Source organism: Vibrio renipiscarius, from assembly GCF_000827885.1.
In the GTDB taxonomy this organism is placed as follows: Bacteria; Pseudomonadota; Gammaproteobacteria; order Enterobacterales; family Vibrionaceae; genus Vibrio; species Vibrio renipiscarius.
In genome coordinates this window covers 172789-188444 of record NZ_JTKH01000008.1, presented here as the reverse complement: position 1 = coordinate 188444, position 15656 = coordinate 172789, and the positions used below count along the sequence as shown (strand labels likewise).

Annotated in this window: 10 protein-coding genes; 7 read left to right on the top strand and 3 right to left on the bottom strand. The window is 46.6% G+C overall.

Annotated features, from left to right (window positions below):
• Positions 1 to 21: 21 nt before the first annotated feature.
• Positions 22 to 2814 carry a two-component sensor histidine kinase BarA gene (gene barA / locus OJ16_RS08195; protein ID WP_040989145.1) on the bottom strand — a complete coding sequence of 931 codons (2793 nt, stop codon included), beginning with the start codon at positions 2812 to 2814 and terminating at the stop codon, positions 22 to 24.
• A 159-nt stretch (positions 2815 to 2973) separates the two neighbouring features.
• On the opposite strand from barA, the gene rlmD reads away from it, so the two are divergent.
• The 5 genes from rlmD (at position 2974) to eno (ending at position 10879) form a co-directional block, all read left to right on the top strand.
• Positions 2974 to 4302 carry a 23S rRNA (uracil(1939)-C(5))-methyltransferase RlmD gene (rlmD, locus tag OJ16_RS08190; protein ID WP_040989144.1) on the top strand — a complete coding sequence of 443 codons (1329 nt, stop codon included), beginning with the start codon at positions 2974 to 2976 and terminating at the stop codon, positions 4300 to 4302.
• A 76-nt stretch (positions 4303 to 4378) separates the two neighbouring features.
• Positions 4379 to 6601 (top strand): GTP diphosphokinase, encoded by a 2223-nt coding sequence (gene relA, locus OJ16_RS08185; RefSeq protein ID WP_040989143.1) that lies wholly within the window; start codon positions 4379 to 4381, stop codon positions 6599 to 6601.
• Between the two features lie 259 nt (positions 6602 to 6860).
• On the top strand, positions 6861 to 7658 hold the full coding sequence (gene mazG / locus OJ16_RS08180; RefSeq protein ID WP_040989192.1) for a nucleoside triphosphate pyrophosphohydrolase: 798 nt from the start codon (positions 6861 to 6863) through the stop codon (positions 7656 to 7658).
• 205 nt (positions 7659 to 7863) lie between these two features.
• Entirely contained in the window at positions 7864 to 9504 is a 1641-nt protein-coding gene (locus OJ16_RS08175; RefSeq protein ID WP_040989142.1) for a CTP synthase, read from the top strand.
• Between the two features lie 76 nt (positions 9505 to 9580).
• The gene (gene eno, locus OJ16_RS08170) at positions 9581 to 10879 is read left to right on the top strand and encodes a phosphopyruvate hydratase (protein ID WP_040989141.1); all 1299 of its coding nucleotides are present in this window, start codon (positions 9581 to 9583) and stop codon (positions 10877 to 10879) included.
• Positions 10880 to 11071: 192 nt separating this feature from the next.
• Here the strand turns inward: eno and OJ16_RS08165 are convergent, their stop codons facing one another.
• A complete protein-coding gene (locus tag OJ16_RS08165; protein WP_040989191.1) occupies positions 11072 to 12289 on the bottom strand; it encodes a multifunctional CCA addition/repair protein in 1218 nt (405 codons plus the stop codon).
• 89 nt (positions 12290 to 12378) lie between these two features.
• Between OJ16_RS08165 and OJ16_RS08160 the strand changes: the two genes are divergently transcribed.
• Together OJ16_RS08160 and OJ16_RS08155 are read left to right on the top strand one after the other, a co-directional pair.
• The gene (locus OJ16_RS08160; RefSeq protein ID WP_040989190.1) at positions 12379 to 14022 is read left to right on the top strand and encodes an ExeA family protein; all 1644 of its coding nucleotides are present in this window, start codon (positions 12379 to 12381) and stop codon (positions 14020 to 14022) included.
• A complete protein-coding gene (locus OJ16_RS08155) occupies positions 14022 to 14795 on the top strand; it encodes a general secretion pathway protein GspB (RefSeq protein WP_040989140.1) in 774 nt (257 codons plus the stop codon). The genes OJ16_RS08160 and OJ16_RS08155 overlap by 1 nt, the downstream gene beginning before the upstream one ends.
• Before the next feature lie 111 nt (positions 14796 to 14906).
• Here OJ16_RS08155 and OJ16_RS08150 read toward each other — a convergent pair whose 3' ends face one another.
• Entirely contained in the window at positions 14907 to 15518 is a 612-nt protein-coding gene (locus OJ16_RS08150; protein ID WP_040989139.1) for a TIGR04211 family SH3 domain-containing protein, read from the bottom strand.
• Between the last annotated feature and the right edge of the window lie 138 nt (positions 15519 to 15656).

Genomic DNA, 15656 nt, shown 5'->3' with positions numbered 1-15656 from the left:
TTTTATGGATGGTCGATCACGCTAAGAGTTTGTGACCCCGTCTAAATACGGTTTTGCACTGGCGGTGACTTTTTCCATCTCATCTTGCAGTTCAAACAACTCCGGCTCAATATCCTCAATACCGCTGCCTGAACGGAGCGCTTTTTCTATCGTGGCGCAGACATTTTTCAGGCGAGGAACACCGCAGTAAGAGCAACTGCCATGCAGTTTATGCACATGGTGGATTAATTGCTCGATGTCAAACGTCTCATCTTCAAGAGCGTCTTCAACCACCGCGCTGACTTCTGGCATGTAATCGAGCAGCATGCTGAGCATCTCTTTAGCCAGGTCTTCTTTGTTGGCTGATTGCTTCAACGCCGCTTGCCAATCAATAATCATATTGTTGTGTTCATTGGTCGCGATGATGGGCTCCATCTCTGATTGCGTCGGCAGTGTCAGCTTTTGCAATTCATCTTCTTTGGTGTGCGGACTCCAGTGCATCAAAACCTGTTGCAGTACATGCTCTTCAATTGGCTTAGTTAGATAGTCGTCCATTCCCGCGTTGAGTAACCGTTCTCGCTCACCGCTCATCGCATGTGCCGTTACAGCGATGATCGGCGTGTTTGCATTGAGTTCGATTTGTTTGATCTTGCCGCAAGCCGTCACGCCGTCCATATGCGGCATTTGAATGTCCATCAAGATGATATCGAAATGGTGTTTTTCGGCTTGTTTAACCGCATCGCTGCCATTGGTGCATGTCACAACACGTTCAACTCGCTCTTCGAGTAGCGCGCTGATCAGCTTCAGGTTGGCTGGGTTATCATCAACGGCCATTACCGTCAGCGGTTGGGTCTGGGTACTGATCGGTATTTCAATTTCGATGTCTGGCAAGCTCTCTTGGTTTGCCGCGAGTGTCTGAAGTAATTTCTTACGTGACAATGGTTTTGTCACGCAGTGAATCTGGTATTTCTGAATCAGGTGATCAGAGAGCGCCAATGTGGTACTTGGTGTGCCTACGACCACATGAGGAGCGCACAGCAGCGCCTTCTCTACTTGTTTCTCTACTTTCCCTAATTCATTGGTGCGATTTGGCGCTAAGTTCAGTAACACATAATCAAATCGTTCTATCTCATCCGGTAGTGATGAGCGGTAGGTGACCACTAAACCTTGCTGAGCCAGCATTTGACGTGTAATTGAAGCCGCTTGCATATTGGGTTCAACCAGCAGCAGTGAACGCTGATTCAATACTTGAGTCTCAATAAGCTCGCTCATCGGCATATCAGTGGTGTGCAAACGCAGCGTGAACCAGAAGGTTGAACCTTGGTGTAAGCGACTGGTTAGGCTGATCTCACCCCCCATTTGGCTGACCAGTTTCTGGGTAATGACCAAGCCAAGGCCGGTTCCGCCATAGCGGCGAGATATGCTGGCGTCAGCCTGACTAAAGGCTTGGAACAATTGCGCTTGTTGGCGCTCTGAGATGCCGATGCCTGTATCTCGCACCATAAACTGCAATTCGACCGCATCTTCTTTTTGTGAACGCAACTCAACACTGATATCAATGTTGCCGCGTTCCGTGAACTTAATCGAGTTACCGACAAGGTTGGTCAGAACTTGCTGGATGCGCAGTGGATCACCAACAAGGCCGATCGGCACTTTAGGGTCAATTTTGAGTGTGATTTCCAACCCTTTTTCATGTGCGCTGGTGGCTTGTAGGTTCACTACCTCTTCTAAGGTTTCTTGGAACTCAAACGGAATGTTCTCCAGCGCCAGTTTACCTGCTTCCAACTTCGAGAAATCCAGAATGTCGTTAATGATGGTCAATAAATTGTTGCCCGATTTCTCGATGGTTTGCAGGTAGTCAGTTTGACTATTTGAGAGCTTGGTTTTAAGCATTTGTCGAGTAAAGCCAATGACCCCATTGAGTGGCGTGCGCAATTCGTGCGACATGTTGGCTAAGAATTCCGATTTTACTCGCGCGGCTTCTTGGGCGCGTTTTTTGGCAATATCTAACTCAACGTTTTGGATTTCCAACTGTTCCAGTGTTTCACGCAAATCTGATGTGGCTTGATCGATACTGTGCTGCATTTCTACGTGGTATTCAGACAGCGATACGGCCATCGCATTGATGCCGTTTTTCAGTTGGTCTAATTCGCCGTGCATTTTGCCTTCGATACGCACATCAAGATGGCCGCGACGAATACGGTCGACCATATTTTTCATGTGTGAAATCGGGCGGGTGACATCATGCATTAAGCGCATGGCGAAGAAACCCGACAAGCCAAGCCCGGTCAATAGCACTAAAAAGGCCGAGAAAATTTCTTGGTATTGCTGCAATCGTAGCGAGGAGAGGTCGAGTTCAATCGCGATGTAACCCATCGCCGGATTGTTTTGTTGGCCTCGAGGGCTGGCAATAATGCCTGACTCGCTGATGATCGGCGCGCGCAGTACCAGCGTGTTTTCTTTGAGGTGTGAGGTGACCAAAAGTGGAATCGGTTCATTACGAGGAAAGGTGAGCGATTCAAAACTTGGGTGGAAATTCGAGGTCACAAAGAGTTCGTGGTTGTAATCAAACACCGCGATACTACGGACAAACTTAGAGTTTTTTCTGTGGGCGTAGCTGATGATGCGTCGAACCGACTCTCGACTGTTATTTTTTAAACCATCTTCACTGGCGATCGCGAGTGGTTCAATAATACTTAAACCAGAATTGATGACTTGTTTTTCTAGGTCGTGATAACGGTTAAATGAAAAAATTGCGCTCAGAAGCAAACCGATTATAAGGGTTGGCGCTAGAGTGAGAGTAATAACGCGGGCGCGTAAGCCATATCTGGTCATTATTGTCTAAACATCGTGGTGTGGATATGGGAAAATAGCCATCATAAAAATGAGCCGTCGAAGAGTTAAGCATAATCAACTCACTCGGCTCATACAATGATCCAGGCTCTAAAAGGTGATGCCTGGACTATTTGCAGCAATAGAGAGCAGGCACAGAGCATGGCGCAATTTTTCCAACCGAAGAAGAAAACACAACTTAATACCAAACATCAATCGATGACGGTGGATAAATTGGATCACCAAGGGGCTGGTATCTGCTTTCAAAAGGGCAAGCCAATCTTCATTGATGGCGCATTGCCAGGTGAGCAAGTACTGGTTCAACTCATCGAAGAGAAGAGTAAATTTTCTCGCGCGAGTTTGATTAAAGTACAAAAAGCAAGCGAGCAACGAGTTAAGCCATTTTGCCCAGTCTACGACCAATGTGGTGGCTGTAACATGCAGCATCTTGGCTTAGAGTCCCAGTTAGAATACAAGCAACAAACCCTGTCAGATTTGATGAGTAAGTTTTCAGGCCAGACGTTAGCGCTAGAGTCGGCCATTTCAGGAGAAGGCTTGGGCTACCGTCGTCGTGCTCGTATCAGTGTGATGCTTGATAAAAAAACGCGTCAATTGCAATTTGGTTTCCGCCGTAAGCAAAGTAAGCAAATAGTCGATGTCACCCATTGTCCGGTACTGGCGCCAGAACTGAATGCGATGCTGCCTGAGTTGCATCAATTGCTGCAAGGTTTTACTCGTCAAGAGTCGATCGGACATATTGAACTGGTGAAAGGTGATAACACCAACGTCATGGTGTTACGTCACCTAAGCCCGCTAACGAATAAAGAGCAAAAGCAACTTGAAGCCTTTGCTGTAAAGTACAACGCAACGCTGTATTTAATGCCACAAACTGATCAGCTCGACCGTGTGTTAGGGCAAGAAGCGCATTATCTTGAAACCGGCACGACCATTCCATTTGCACCTAATAACTTTATTCAGGTTAACCAAAAGGTGAACCAACAAATGGTTGAGCAGGCGCTTGCTTGGTTAGATCTTGATGGCAATGATCGTGTTTTGGATTTGTTCTGTGGTTTAGGCAACTTTAGCCTGCCTATCGCTAAGCAAGTTAAAGCGGTCGTTGGTGTGGAAGGCGTGGATGCGATGGTTGAAAAGGCGCAAAGTAACGCAGCACTGAATCAGTTAGACAATGCTCTGTTCTACCAAGCAAATTTAGAACAAGATTTGTCATCTCAGCCGTGGGCAAGTGAAAAGTTTGATAAGATACTGCTCGATCCAGCTAGAGCGGGCGCAAGTGGTATAGTGGATCAATTGGCTCGATTAGGCGCTCGTCGCGTGGTTTATGTTTCATGTAATCCTGCTACGCTTGCCCGTGACAGCCAAAGTTTGCTGAAACAAGGATATCAGTTGGAAAAGTTAGGCATGTTAGATATGTTCCCGCACACTGCGCATTTAGAGTCGATGGCTCTTTTTGTAAAGCGTGATGGTAAATAACGCGTCAACGTTAGGTGACACAGCCTATTAGACAAGGTTAGTCGGTAAAAGAAAATAACAACTAGGACGAAGAAAAATGGTTGCGGTAAGAAGCGCGCACTTAAATCAAGATGAACAGTTTGAGCTGGATAAGTGGATTTCAAGCTTAAAACAAGATGCGAAAACTGCTCAGCGCTTAACGGAAGTATATCGTCAGTGCGAAACATTTTTGCAAGGCAACGATAACGCTCAACTCTTGTTGTGGCGTGGTCGAGAGATGATTGAAATTCTCATCACATTATCCATGGATAAATCAACATTGGTGGCGGCACAGCTCTTTCCTTTGGTGTCCAGTGGTGCTTTGCAACGCGAAAAGCTTGAAGAAGAATACAACAAAGAAATCATTAAGCTGATTGATGGCGTGGAAGAAATGGCCGCCCTAGGGCAGCTTAACGTCACCTTAGAAGGCAGTGCTGCGTCATCGCAAGTCGATAACGTGCGCCGCATGCTATTGGCCATGGTGGATGATTTTCGCTGCGTAGTCATTAAGTTGGCTGAGCGAATTTGTAATCTGATTGAAGTAAAAAAAGCACCGGCTGAGGTACGCCGAGCAGCGGCTCAAGAGTGTGCCAATATTTACGCACCATTAGCAAACCGTCTTGGTATTGGTCAATTAAAGTGGGAAATCGAAGATTACGCTTTCCGCTACCAGCAACCTGAAACCTATAAACAGATCGCGAAACAGCTGTCTGAGCGCCGTATCGTACGCGAACAATATATCAAAGATTTTGTCGATGATTTGACGGAAGAAATGCAATCTACCGGCATTAATGCCGAGGTGAGCGGCCGTCCAAAACACATCTACAGCATCTGGCGTAAGATGCAGAAAAAGAGCTTGGAGTTTGATGAGCTGTTTGATGTGCGCGCTGTGCGTATCATCGCTGATAAATTGCAAGACTGTTACGCGGCGCTAGGTATCGTTCATACGAAATACAAACACTTACCAAGTGAGTTTGACGATTACGTGGCTAACCCAAAACCGAATGGCTATCAATCAATCCATACGGTGGTTTTGGGGCCAGAAGGCAAAACCATTGAGATTCAGATTCGCACCAAAGATATGCACGAAGATTCTGAGTTGGGTGTGGCAGCACACTGGAAATACAAAGAAGGTGCAAGCTCAGGTCGTAGCGGCTACGACGAGAAGATTACATGGCTACGTAAACTGATCGACTGGCAAGAAGAAATGTCAGACTCGGGCGAAATGCTCGATGAACTGCGCAGCCAAGTGTTTGATGATCGTGTCTATGCCTTTACTCCTCGTGGCGATGTGGTTGATTTGCCAATGGGCGCAACACCGCTTGATTTCGCTTATCACATTCACTCAATGGTCGGTCACCGCTGCATTGGTGCCAAAGTGGCCGGACGCATCGTGCCATTCACCCATAAGCTATCAATGGGCGACCAAGTAGAAATCATTACCCAAAAAGAACCGAACCCATCGCGCGACTGGCTAAACCCATCACTAGGCTTTGTCACTTCAGGTCGTGCGCGTGCCAAAATTAATGCATGGTTCCGCAAACAGAGTCGAGAGAAAAACCTCGAAGCCGGGCGTGAAATTCTCGAGCATGAATTGGGTAAGATTGGTGCAACACTCAAACACGCAGAGCAATACGCGCTGAAACGTTTCAATGTCAATTCAGCCGATGAATTGTATGTGGGCGTTGGCAGTGGTGACTTGCGCATCAATCAAATAATTAATCATATCAACGCCTTGGTTAACAAGCCGACCGCGGAAGAAGAAGATAAACAAGCGCTTGAAAAACTGCTTGAAGCGGAAAGTAAGCCATCAATTCCAACTCGTCCAAATAAAGACGCCGTTGTCGTTGAAGGGGTCGATAACCTGATGAATCATTTAGCACGTTGTTGCCAACCGATCCCAGGCGACGTGATTTGTGGCTACATCACTCAAGGTCGTGGCATCTCGGTGCACCGTGCTGACTGTGAGCAGCTTGAAGAATTACGACATCATGCACCTGAACGTATTATCGATACCGTCTGGGGCAGTGGTTTTGCGGGTTCTTACTTACTGACTCTACGTGTCGAAGCCATGGAGCGCGGAGGTTTGTTGAAAGAGATCACCACGCTGTTTGCCAACGAAAAAGTGAAGGTGAACAGCATGAAGAGCCGTGTGGATTATCGTACCCAACTCTCGATTTTAGACTTTGATTTAGAAGTCAGTAACGTTGAAGTGCTGGCGCGTGTATCGAAGCGAGTCGAACAGATCAAAGATGTGATGACGGTGAAGCGCCTCGGCTAACATTCTCGTCATACTGACGACTGTCGCGCAATCAACAACGCGACAGTCGCCATTATTTAGAGAATGGCTTCAGCATCATTTTTGGGTCGACTGAGAAAAAAGACTCGAGTGGTCAATCCTTACAGCGAAACGCGCGTGATAGGGAATCTAGTTTTAGCACTTAGACGGCCAGAATCCGTATGCCAGCAAACGGCACAAATAAAAATTACAAAGGTGAGTGGTTATGCTGCTCGCCTTTTTGTTTAAGGAAAAAATGAAAATGAGTCACCCAATTGAACAGTTAGAACAGATTATGGCCAAGTTGCGCGATCCGAAAGAGGGATGCCCTTGGGATCGTCAACAAAATTTTGAAACAATTGTGCCGCATACTATCGAAGAAACGTATGAAGTGGTGGATGCAATTCATAATCAAGATTGGCCGAATCTAAAAGAAGAACTGGGGGATTTATTGTTCCAAGTGATCTTTTATAGCCAGCTGGCGAAAGAACAAGATTTGTTCGATTTTTCAGAGGTCGTTGCAACGGTTAATGAAAAATTAACGCGTCGACATCCTCATGTTTTTTCTGAGGTTACGTTTAATTCTGATGAAGAAATTAGTGCGAATTGGGAAGCAGAAAAAGCAAAAGAAAAGGCACAAGTAGGCAAATCAGAACAAAGTATTCTAGACTCAATACCAAACTCGCTACCTGCACTTTCACGTGCTACAAAGATTCAAAAAAAGTGTGCCAGCGTAGGTTTTGATTGGGATTCACTGGGTCCGGTGGTCGATAAAGTTCGTGAAGAAATCGATGAAGTGATGGAAGAAGCGCTGCAAGTGGAAGTGGCGCAAGACAAGGTTGAAATGGAACTCGGTGACTTGCTGTTTGCAACGGTGAATTTATCCCGTCATCTGCGAGTTAATCCTGAAGTGGCACTGGCCAAAGCCAACTTGAAGTTTGTAAAGCGCTTTCAATCGGTTGAGCAAAAAGTAGCGCAAAATGGACGACAACTTAATCAGTGCAATTTGGACGAATTAGACGCTTGGTGGGACGAAGTCAAACGGGATGAATCGAAGTAAACTCTTGCCCGATGATAATTTAAGGCAAGAAGGGCGGCTTCAGTTCAGCTAAGAGACTGCCGTATTCACTCAGTTTGATTTGAAGCAAAAAATAAAAAAGAGTGGTGTGATAGATTTCACGTTGTGGCGGTTAGGTGCTTCTGGTATATTTTTATCCCGTCCAGAAGAAATCTATTTCCCTCATTCAACCAATTTCAGGTTAAACATGACGACAAATTACATTTTTGTTACTGGCGGGGTTGTATCCTCTCTAGGTAAAGGTATTGCTGCTGCATCTCTTGCGGCTATTCTAGAAGCTCGTGGTCTTAAAGTGACCATGATGAAGCTTGACCCTTACATCAACGTTGACCCAGGCACTATGAGCCCAACTCAACACGGTGAAGTGTTCGTCACGGAAGATGGCGCAGAAACAGACCTTGATCTTGGTCACTACGAACGTTTTATTCGTACCAAGATGACTAAACGCAATAACTTTACGGCAGGTCGTGTTTACTCAGACGTTCTAGCAAAAGAGCGTCGCGGTGACTACCTAGGCGCCACTATTCAGGTTATCCCTCATATCACAAACGCAATCAAAGACCGCGTAATTGCTGGCTCTCAAGGCCACGACGTTGCGATCGTTGAAGTTGGTGGTACGGTTGGTGATATCGAATCTCTACCGTTTATGGAAGCGATTCGTCAGCTAGCTGTTGAGCTAGGCCGTGAACATACGATGTTCATGCACCTAACATTGGTTCCTTACCTTGCTGCGGCAGGTGAAGTGAAAACGAAACCGACTCAACACTCTGTTAAAGAACTTCTTTCAATCGGTATCCAGCCTGACATTCTCGTTTGTCGTAGTGATCGTGTGATCCCTGCCAACGAACGTAAGAAGATTGCTCTATTCTGTAACGTACAAGAAAAAGCAGTAATCTCAATGAAGGACGTAGATTCTATCTACAAAATCCCTCAACTTATTCATGCTCAAGGCCTTGATGATCTTGTATGTACTCGTTTTGGTATTACTGCACCAGCAGCAAACCTTTCTGAGTGGGAACAAGTCATCTACGAAGAAGCGAACCCAACGGGTGAAGTGACGATTGGTATGGTTGGTAAGTACATTGAACTACCAGACGCATACAAATCAGTTAACGAAGCGCTAAAGCATGCCGGTCTTAAGAACCGTCTAAGCGTTAAGATTCAATACGTTGATTCTCAAGATGTTGAGAGCAAAGGTGTTGAAATCCTAGAAGGTTTTGATGCAATCCTAGTACCTGGTGGCTTTGGCGACCGTGGTATCGAAGGTAAGATTCTTGCAGCACAATACGCTCGTGAGAACAACGTACCTTACTTAGGCATCTGTCTAGGTATGCAAGTGGCACTGATTGAATACGCGCGCAACGTTGCGGGTATGGAAGGTGCACACTCAACAGAATTTAATAAAGAGACGAAGTACCCAGTGGTTGGCTTGATCACTGAATGGGTTGATGGCGAAGGTAAAGTTGAAGAACGTACTGAAACCTCTGACCTAGGTGGTACTATGCGTCTTGGTTCACAGCTATGTCACCTTGAGAAAGGAACAAAAGCTCACGAACTATACGGAAGCGCGACGATTCATGAGCGTCACCGTCACCGTTACGAAGTGAACAACAATCTTCGTCCACAAATTGAAAAAGCAGGCTTAAAAGTGTCTGGTCTTTCAGCGGACAAGAAACTGGTAGAAGTGATTGAGAACCCGAACCACCCATGGTTTGTTGCGGCTCAGTTCCACCCAGAGTTCACCTCTACACCACGTGATGGTCACCCTCTGTTTGCCGGTTTCGTAAAAGCAGCTGGTCAGTTCCAGCGCGGCGAATTAGAGAAGTAAGGAATACAGGCAGCAGCATTTCAATGTTGCTGCCGTTAATTTTGACATTATATATTCAACGAGAAGGAAACATTCAATGTCTAAGATCGTTAAAGTTCTAGGTCGTGAAATCATCGATTCACGTGGTAACCCAACTGTAGAAGCTGAAGTACACCTAGAAGGCGGTTTCGTCGGTATGGCTGCTGCTCCATCTGGCGCATCAACTGGTTCACGTGAAGCTCTTGAGCTACGTGACGGTGACAAATCACGTTTCCTAGGTAAAGGCGTTCTTAAAGCAATTGAAGCTGTTAACGGCGCAATCGCTGACGCTCTAGTAGGCAAAGATGCTAAAGATCAAGCTGCAATCGACGCAGTAATGATTGAGCTAGACGGCACTGAAAACAAATCTAAGTTCGGCGCGAACGCTATCCTAGCTGTTTCTCTAGCAAACGCAAAAGCGGCTGCTGCTGCTAAAGGCATGCCTCTATACGAGCACATTGCTGAGCTAAACGGTACTGCTGGTCAGTTCTCTATGCCTCTACCAATGATGAACATCATCAACGGCGGCGAGCACGCAGACAACAACGTTGACATCCAAGAGTTCATGATCCAACCAGTTGGCGCAAAAACTCTTAAAGAAGCAGTTCGCATGGGCGCTGAAGTATTCCACAACCTAGCTAAAGTATTGAAGTCTAAAGGCTACAACACTGCAGTTGGCGACGAAGGTGGTTTCGCTCCTAACCTTAAGTCTAACGCTGAAGCGCTAGAAGTAATCGCAGAAGCTGTTGCAGCTGCAGGTTACGTACTAGGTACAGACATCACTCTTGCTATGGACTGTGCTGCATCTGAGTTCTACGACAAAGACGCTGGCATCTACAACATGAAAGGTGAAGGCAAAACTTTCACTTCTGAAGAGTTCAACCACTACCTAGCTGGTCTAGTTGAGCAATTCCCAATCGTTTCTATCGAAGACGGTCTTGACGAGTCTGATTGGACTGGTTTCAAACACCAAACTGAACTTCTAGGCGACAAAATTCAGCTAGTTGGTGACGATCTATTCGTTACTAACACTAAGATTCTTGCTGAAGGTATCGAGAAAGGCATCACTAACTCTATCCTTATCAAGTTCAACCAAATCGGTTCTCTAACTGAAACTCTAGCTGCAATCAAGATGGCTAAAGACGCAGGTTACACAGCTGTAATCTCTCACCGTTCAGGCGAAACTGAAGACGCAACTATCGCTGACCTAGCGGTAGGTACTGCTGCAGGTCAAATCAAAACGGGTTCTATGAGCCGTTCTGACCGTGTTGCTAAGTACAACCAACTTATCCGTATCGAGGAAGCTCTAGGTGAGCGCGCTCCTTTTAACGGTCTTAAAGAAGTTAAAGGTCAATAATTTAGATTTCTAAGTTATTCGCTTAATGCTTTGAAAGGCTCCACTTCGGTGGGGCCTTTTTGTCTTTGGAGGAAAGCTCACAGTGAGCGCGCTCTACACTTTGCCACGCAAAAAAAACGCCTCAAGTGTTGAGACGTTTGTTGTGAGAGTCTAATTGCGCAGGGACACGGCTTTGCGTGGCCTATGGCTTTGTTATGTTCGGCCGTTTTCGATGGCCATCACTCGTCGAACATCCATTTCTTCTCGAATCGCCGCCCCTTTAAATCCGTCGGCAATGATCGCTTTAACGTCCACCGCTAACGCAGCCTGATAGGCGTCTTCAAACAGAGACTTCTGCGGGTATTCAATCTTTTCATGTCCTGTGCGTCCGCGGCTATCTGCCATGCAGCACAGTAAAATGTCGTCTAATCTTTCGGGTTTACGCCAGACATCAAATTTATTGAGTATTTTGAGTTTAGTGGCCGATTTCAACTCAGCCGCACGGTGAATATTGGAATGTTGTTCACATACCATCAGCGCTAAATCGCGGTATTCATTAGGAACTCGGATGCGGGCACACAGGGCTTTAATCAGTTTAAGTCCGGTATGACAATGCATTTTATGGCTTGGCCATTCTTTTTCAGGCGTCACTCCTTTGCCTAAGTCGTGCACTTGAGCGGCAAAGCGAACGATGGGAGAGGGACTGAGTCGGGCCGCTTGTTTCGCAACGAGTAACGTGTGTACGCCGGTGTCAATTTCAGGGTGCCACTGCTCTGGCTGAGGAACACCAAACAGCTGATCGATCTCGGGCAATACGACCGCAAGTGCGCCGCAATCTCGCAGCACTTGCAAGAAAACATCAGGATCTTGGGTCGTTAAGGATTTTTGCCATTCTTGCCAAACACGCTCTGCGGTTAAATGTTCCAGTTCGCCCTTTTGGACAATTTGAGCCATGAGTAGCAAAGTTTCGTCTGCCACTGTAAAGCCCAAATGTGCCAGTTTGGCAGCGAAGCGTGCGACGCGTAATACGCGCAGAGGATCTTCGACAAAGGCATCAGAAACATGGCGCAATTTGCGGTTAATCAGATCGTGTTGGCCGCCGAATGGGTCGATGATATGGCCATTTCCGTCTTGTGCCATTGCATTAATGGTTAAGTCGCGGCGCAATAAGTCTTCTTCTAGAGTGACATCCGGTGCAAAGTAGCAATCAAACCCGGTATAACCGGCACCCGTTTTTCGTTCCGTACGGGCGAGGGCGTGCTCTTGTTTCGATTTAGGGTGCAGAAACACAGGGAAGTCTTTCCCTACTGCGGTATAGCCTTGCTGTAGCATATATTCTGGTGTCGCACCAACGACTACCCAATCTTGATCATACACCTCAAGGTCGAGTAACTGATCGCGAACCGCCCCACCGACTAAGTATCTTTGCACTTTTGCCTCTCTATTTGTTTGGATTGCCATTGGCTATTCTGGTCAGCAATGTTACTTTCGTTATCCATAAATTCCCAGCGACCATTACTATGTATAACACTCATTTTGGATTTGTGGAGCTACCGTTTTCGATTGTCCCTAACCCACGGTTCCTCTATTTAAGTCAACGTCATAAAGAAGCGATCTATCACCTCCAAGCTGGGTTAGGTGATGGTGGCGGTTTTGCGATGCTGACGGGGGAGGTTGGAACGGGTAAAACCACCGTCTCAAAAGCCATGCTTAAAGCGCTCGATGCGTCGACGCAGGCAGGGTGTATTCTAAATCCTACCTTTTCTAATGTTGAGTTATTAGAAGCGATTTGTGATGAGTTCTCTTTGGAATACGGGGAAAGTGCCACATTAAAGCAGCTGACCACGACCATTAAACAGTTTTTATTAGAGAGTTATGCACAGGGCAAGCAAACCTTATTATTGATTGATGAAGCTCAGCACCTGTCTGCGGAAGTGTTGGAGCAATTGCGCTTATTGACCAACCTCGAAACCGAGCAGCGCAAGTTGCTTAAAGTCCTGTTGATTGGTCAGCCAGAATTGCAGCAAAAGCTACAGATGCCGCAATTGCGACAATTGGCGCAGCGAGTGACGGGGCGTTACCATTTATTGCCCCTCGATGTGGATGAAACGGCGAAATATATTCGTTTCCGCCTGCAACTCGCAGGGGGAGACAGTGAGCTCTTCTCCACGAAAGCACTCAAGCTGATTGCCCAAGAAACGCAGGGCATTCCACGCTTAATAAACTTAGTATGTGATGCGGCATTAAAGCAAGCCTATCAACGGGGTGAAGCTGCGCCATCCAATCCATCCGTTGAGTGGGCTTGTGAAGAAGTAATGAGCTTTCAAGCGAATTATTATGCACCACAAGCCAAGATCAGAACTAAGTCGTTCGGTCATCATTGGATGCAGGCCCTGCTTTGCACTGCGGCGGGCATCGTATTGGCTTGGGGCAGTTGGCTGTATGCCGAACCGTCTTTGCCCGAATCATTCCGACACTATGTGCAAGCCAGTATTGAGCAACAGTACCCCAAAAAGCCAAATCGTATCGAGCAGGAATTGGTTTATCCATCAGCACTCAATTCGCTTATTTTAAAAGGAAATACCGAGCAAGCCGCGCCGCTTGAGCATGCACTTTCTGAATTGTATAAAGTGTGGGGGTATCGTGCTTCCGTCGTGGATAAAATGTGCGTTGATAACCCGCAATCACTGTTTCATTGCCAAAATTTCAGTGGCCCGTTTGAACAGGTGCTCGCGGCGAATTTGCCGGTGGTATTGAACGTCACGATTGAGGATAAGCCGTATTACGCCATTCTCTACAAAGCGAACCAAGAGCGCGTTGAGCTGCTTATTGATGGGCAACGGGTTGGGTTTGAGCGACATTGGCTTGATGAAATTTGGTCGGGTGAATATTACCTTATTTGGCAAAAACTATGGCCACAAGCGTTGAAGCCGGGCATGAGTGGCCATGCCGTTGCGAGCTTAGATTATCAACTATCACACCTACTGGAATTGCCGATGAGTAATACTGAGCATTATGGCGAAGCATTAACGCATAAAGTCAGCTTGTTTCAGCATTGGCAGGGGCTCGAAGTGGATGGTATTGCTGGGCAGCGTACTTTGCAGCGTTTAGAGCTGCTCTCGCAAGATCAAGCGCCCCATTTGATGTTGGGTGAGGAAGAGTAATGGCAAATCTAATTGAACAGCTTAGCGAGTCTCAGAAAGGCTATCAGAGCCATCATGCATCGGCATTGCATTACCATGCGAATGCGATGCCGCGTTCTCGTTCTCGTTGGCCATTGAATGTGTTTTTGTTACTGACGCCAGTGGCGGTTTCGCTGGCTTGGGTGGGTGTTCGCTATTATGACCGCGAACGTGATGTCTGGGTGGAAGAGAATCAGGGCAAGGTAGAAATCATCGAAGTGCCCGCGGTATTGGAGATGTTGCCATACCCTCTGTTTTCCACGCTAGCCGATACCCAAACGGAAGTGCCATTCATTGATGAACCGATGATCGATGAGTCGAGCTTTCAATCGACCGAAGCGCTCTCGCAAGCGGGTGAGGCGGCTGAACAAGACATCGAAGAGCAAGTGGTGAGTGATGATGACTTGTTAAGTGGGCTTGATTTAAGTGGCTTGTCGCCTGATATCGCTCAGCGCTTACAAGTGGCGATGGATGCGCCAGAGTTTACGAACGATGAACCGGAAGGCACGCAGGCTCAGAGTTTAGTTGAGAATAGCAGCCACTGGTTTAGCCGTTTACCGGCACTTAACTTTCAAACGCATGTGTACTCTAGTAATGAAGCCAAACGTTGGGTCAAAGTGAACGACGTGGAATATAAACAAGGGGATCATTTACCCGATAGCATCGAACTTATCGCGATAGAGTCACAAGCTTGTGTGATTGAGTTTCATGGTGAGTTGATTCGCATTCCCGCCCTGTATGATTGGCAAGGGTAGCGTGCTCTGAGCGATTCGGTAAGAACGCGATAGGATGGCAGAAAACGATTCTCTGCTGTTTCGAGTAATAAAAAAGGTCACGCGATGTGACCTTTTTTATTGGATGTTTATTTATGCCCAGCCGTTTGGCGAATTACGCTTACGTGGCATTAAAACGGGCAGTAGCAAACCAAGCAACAAACCGATACCGGCAACACCGCCGCCGTACATGAAATATTTCAGCAATAAATCATCTTTTTGCGTATCAAGTTTCGCGCGTAGATTACGCACTTCGGTTTGTGATGCCGTCAGCTGCTGGCTCATCTCACCGTAATTTTTTTCCAGCTCAGAGATCTGGCTATTACGGGTGTTGAGAGAATCAACAAGGCCTTCTTTTTCACGGTTAGCAATGCCGCTAGCATTCGCCAACTTCTCTTTTACTACCGATAGCTCTTTTTCAAGCTTTGGTAGGCGAGTTGACATACCTTCTTGAGTGGTAATAAAGCTGGTCGATACCCAGCCTTTACGGCCTCGACTATCAACGACCTGGCTGTAACCAGAATCTTTATTAACATCAATAAGCTTCACTTGCTCACCGGCATTCACGCTGCCAATGATTCGAAACTGGTTACTTGGCCCAGCATGCATGTAAGTGAATAGATTATCAGAGATAAAGCGATCTTTAGCCATTGCAGAAGGAACAGCAATGACACACGCTAAGATCATAAAAACCAATTTTTTCACGGTAAATCCTTTAACAGTCATCAAGCTTTCAGCTGGGGAGAAAACCCCGATAGCAAATAGTATGAAGTTTTTTTTTCGGGTGCAACAAAGAAGGGAGGCTAAGCCTCCCTTTATGCGGTATTGAGTCAATAATGACAG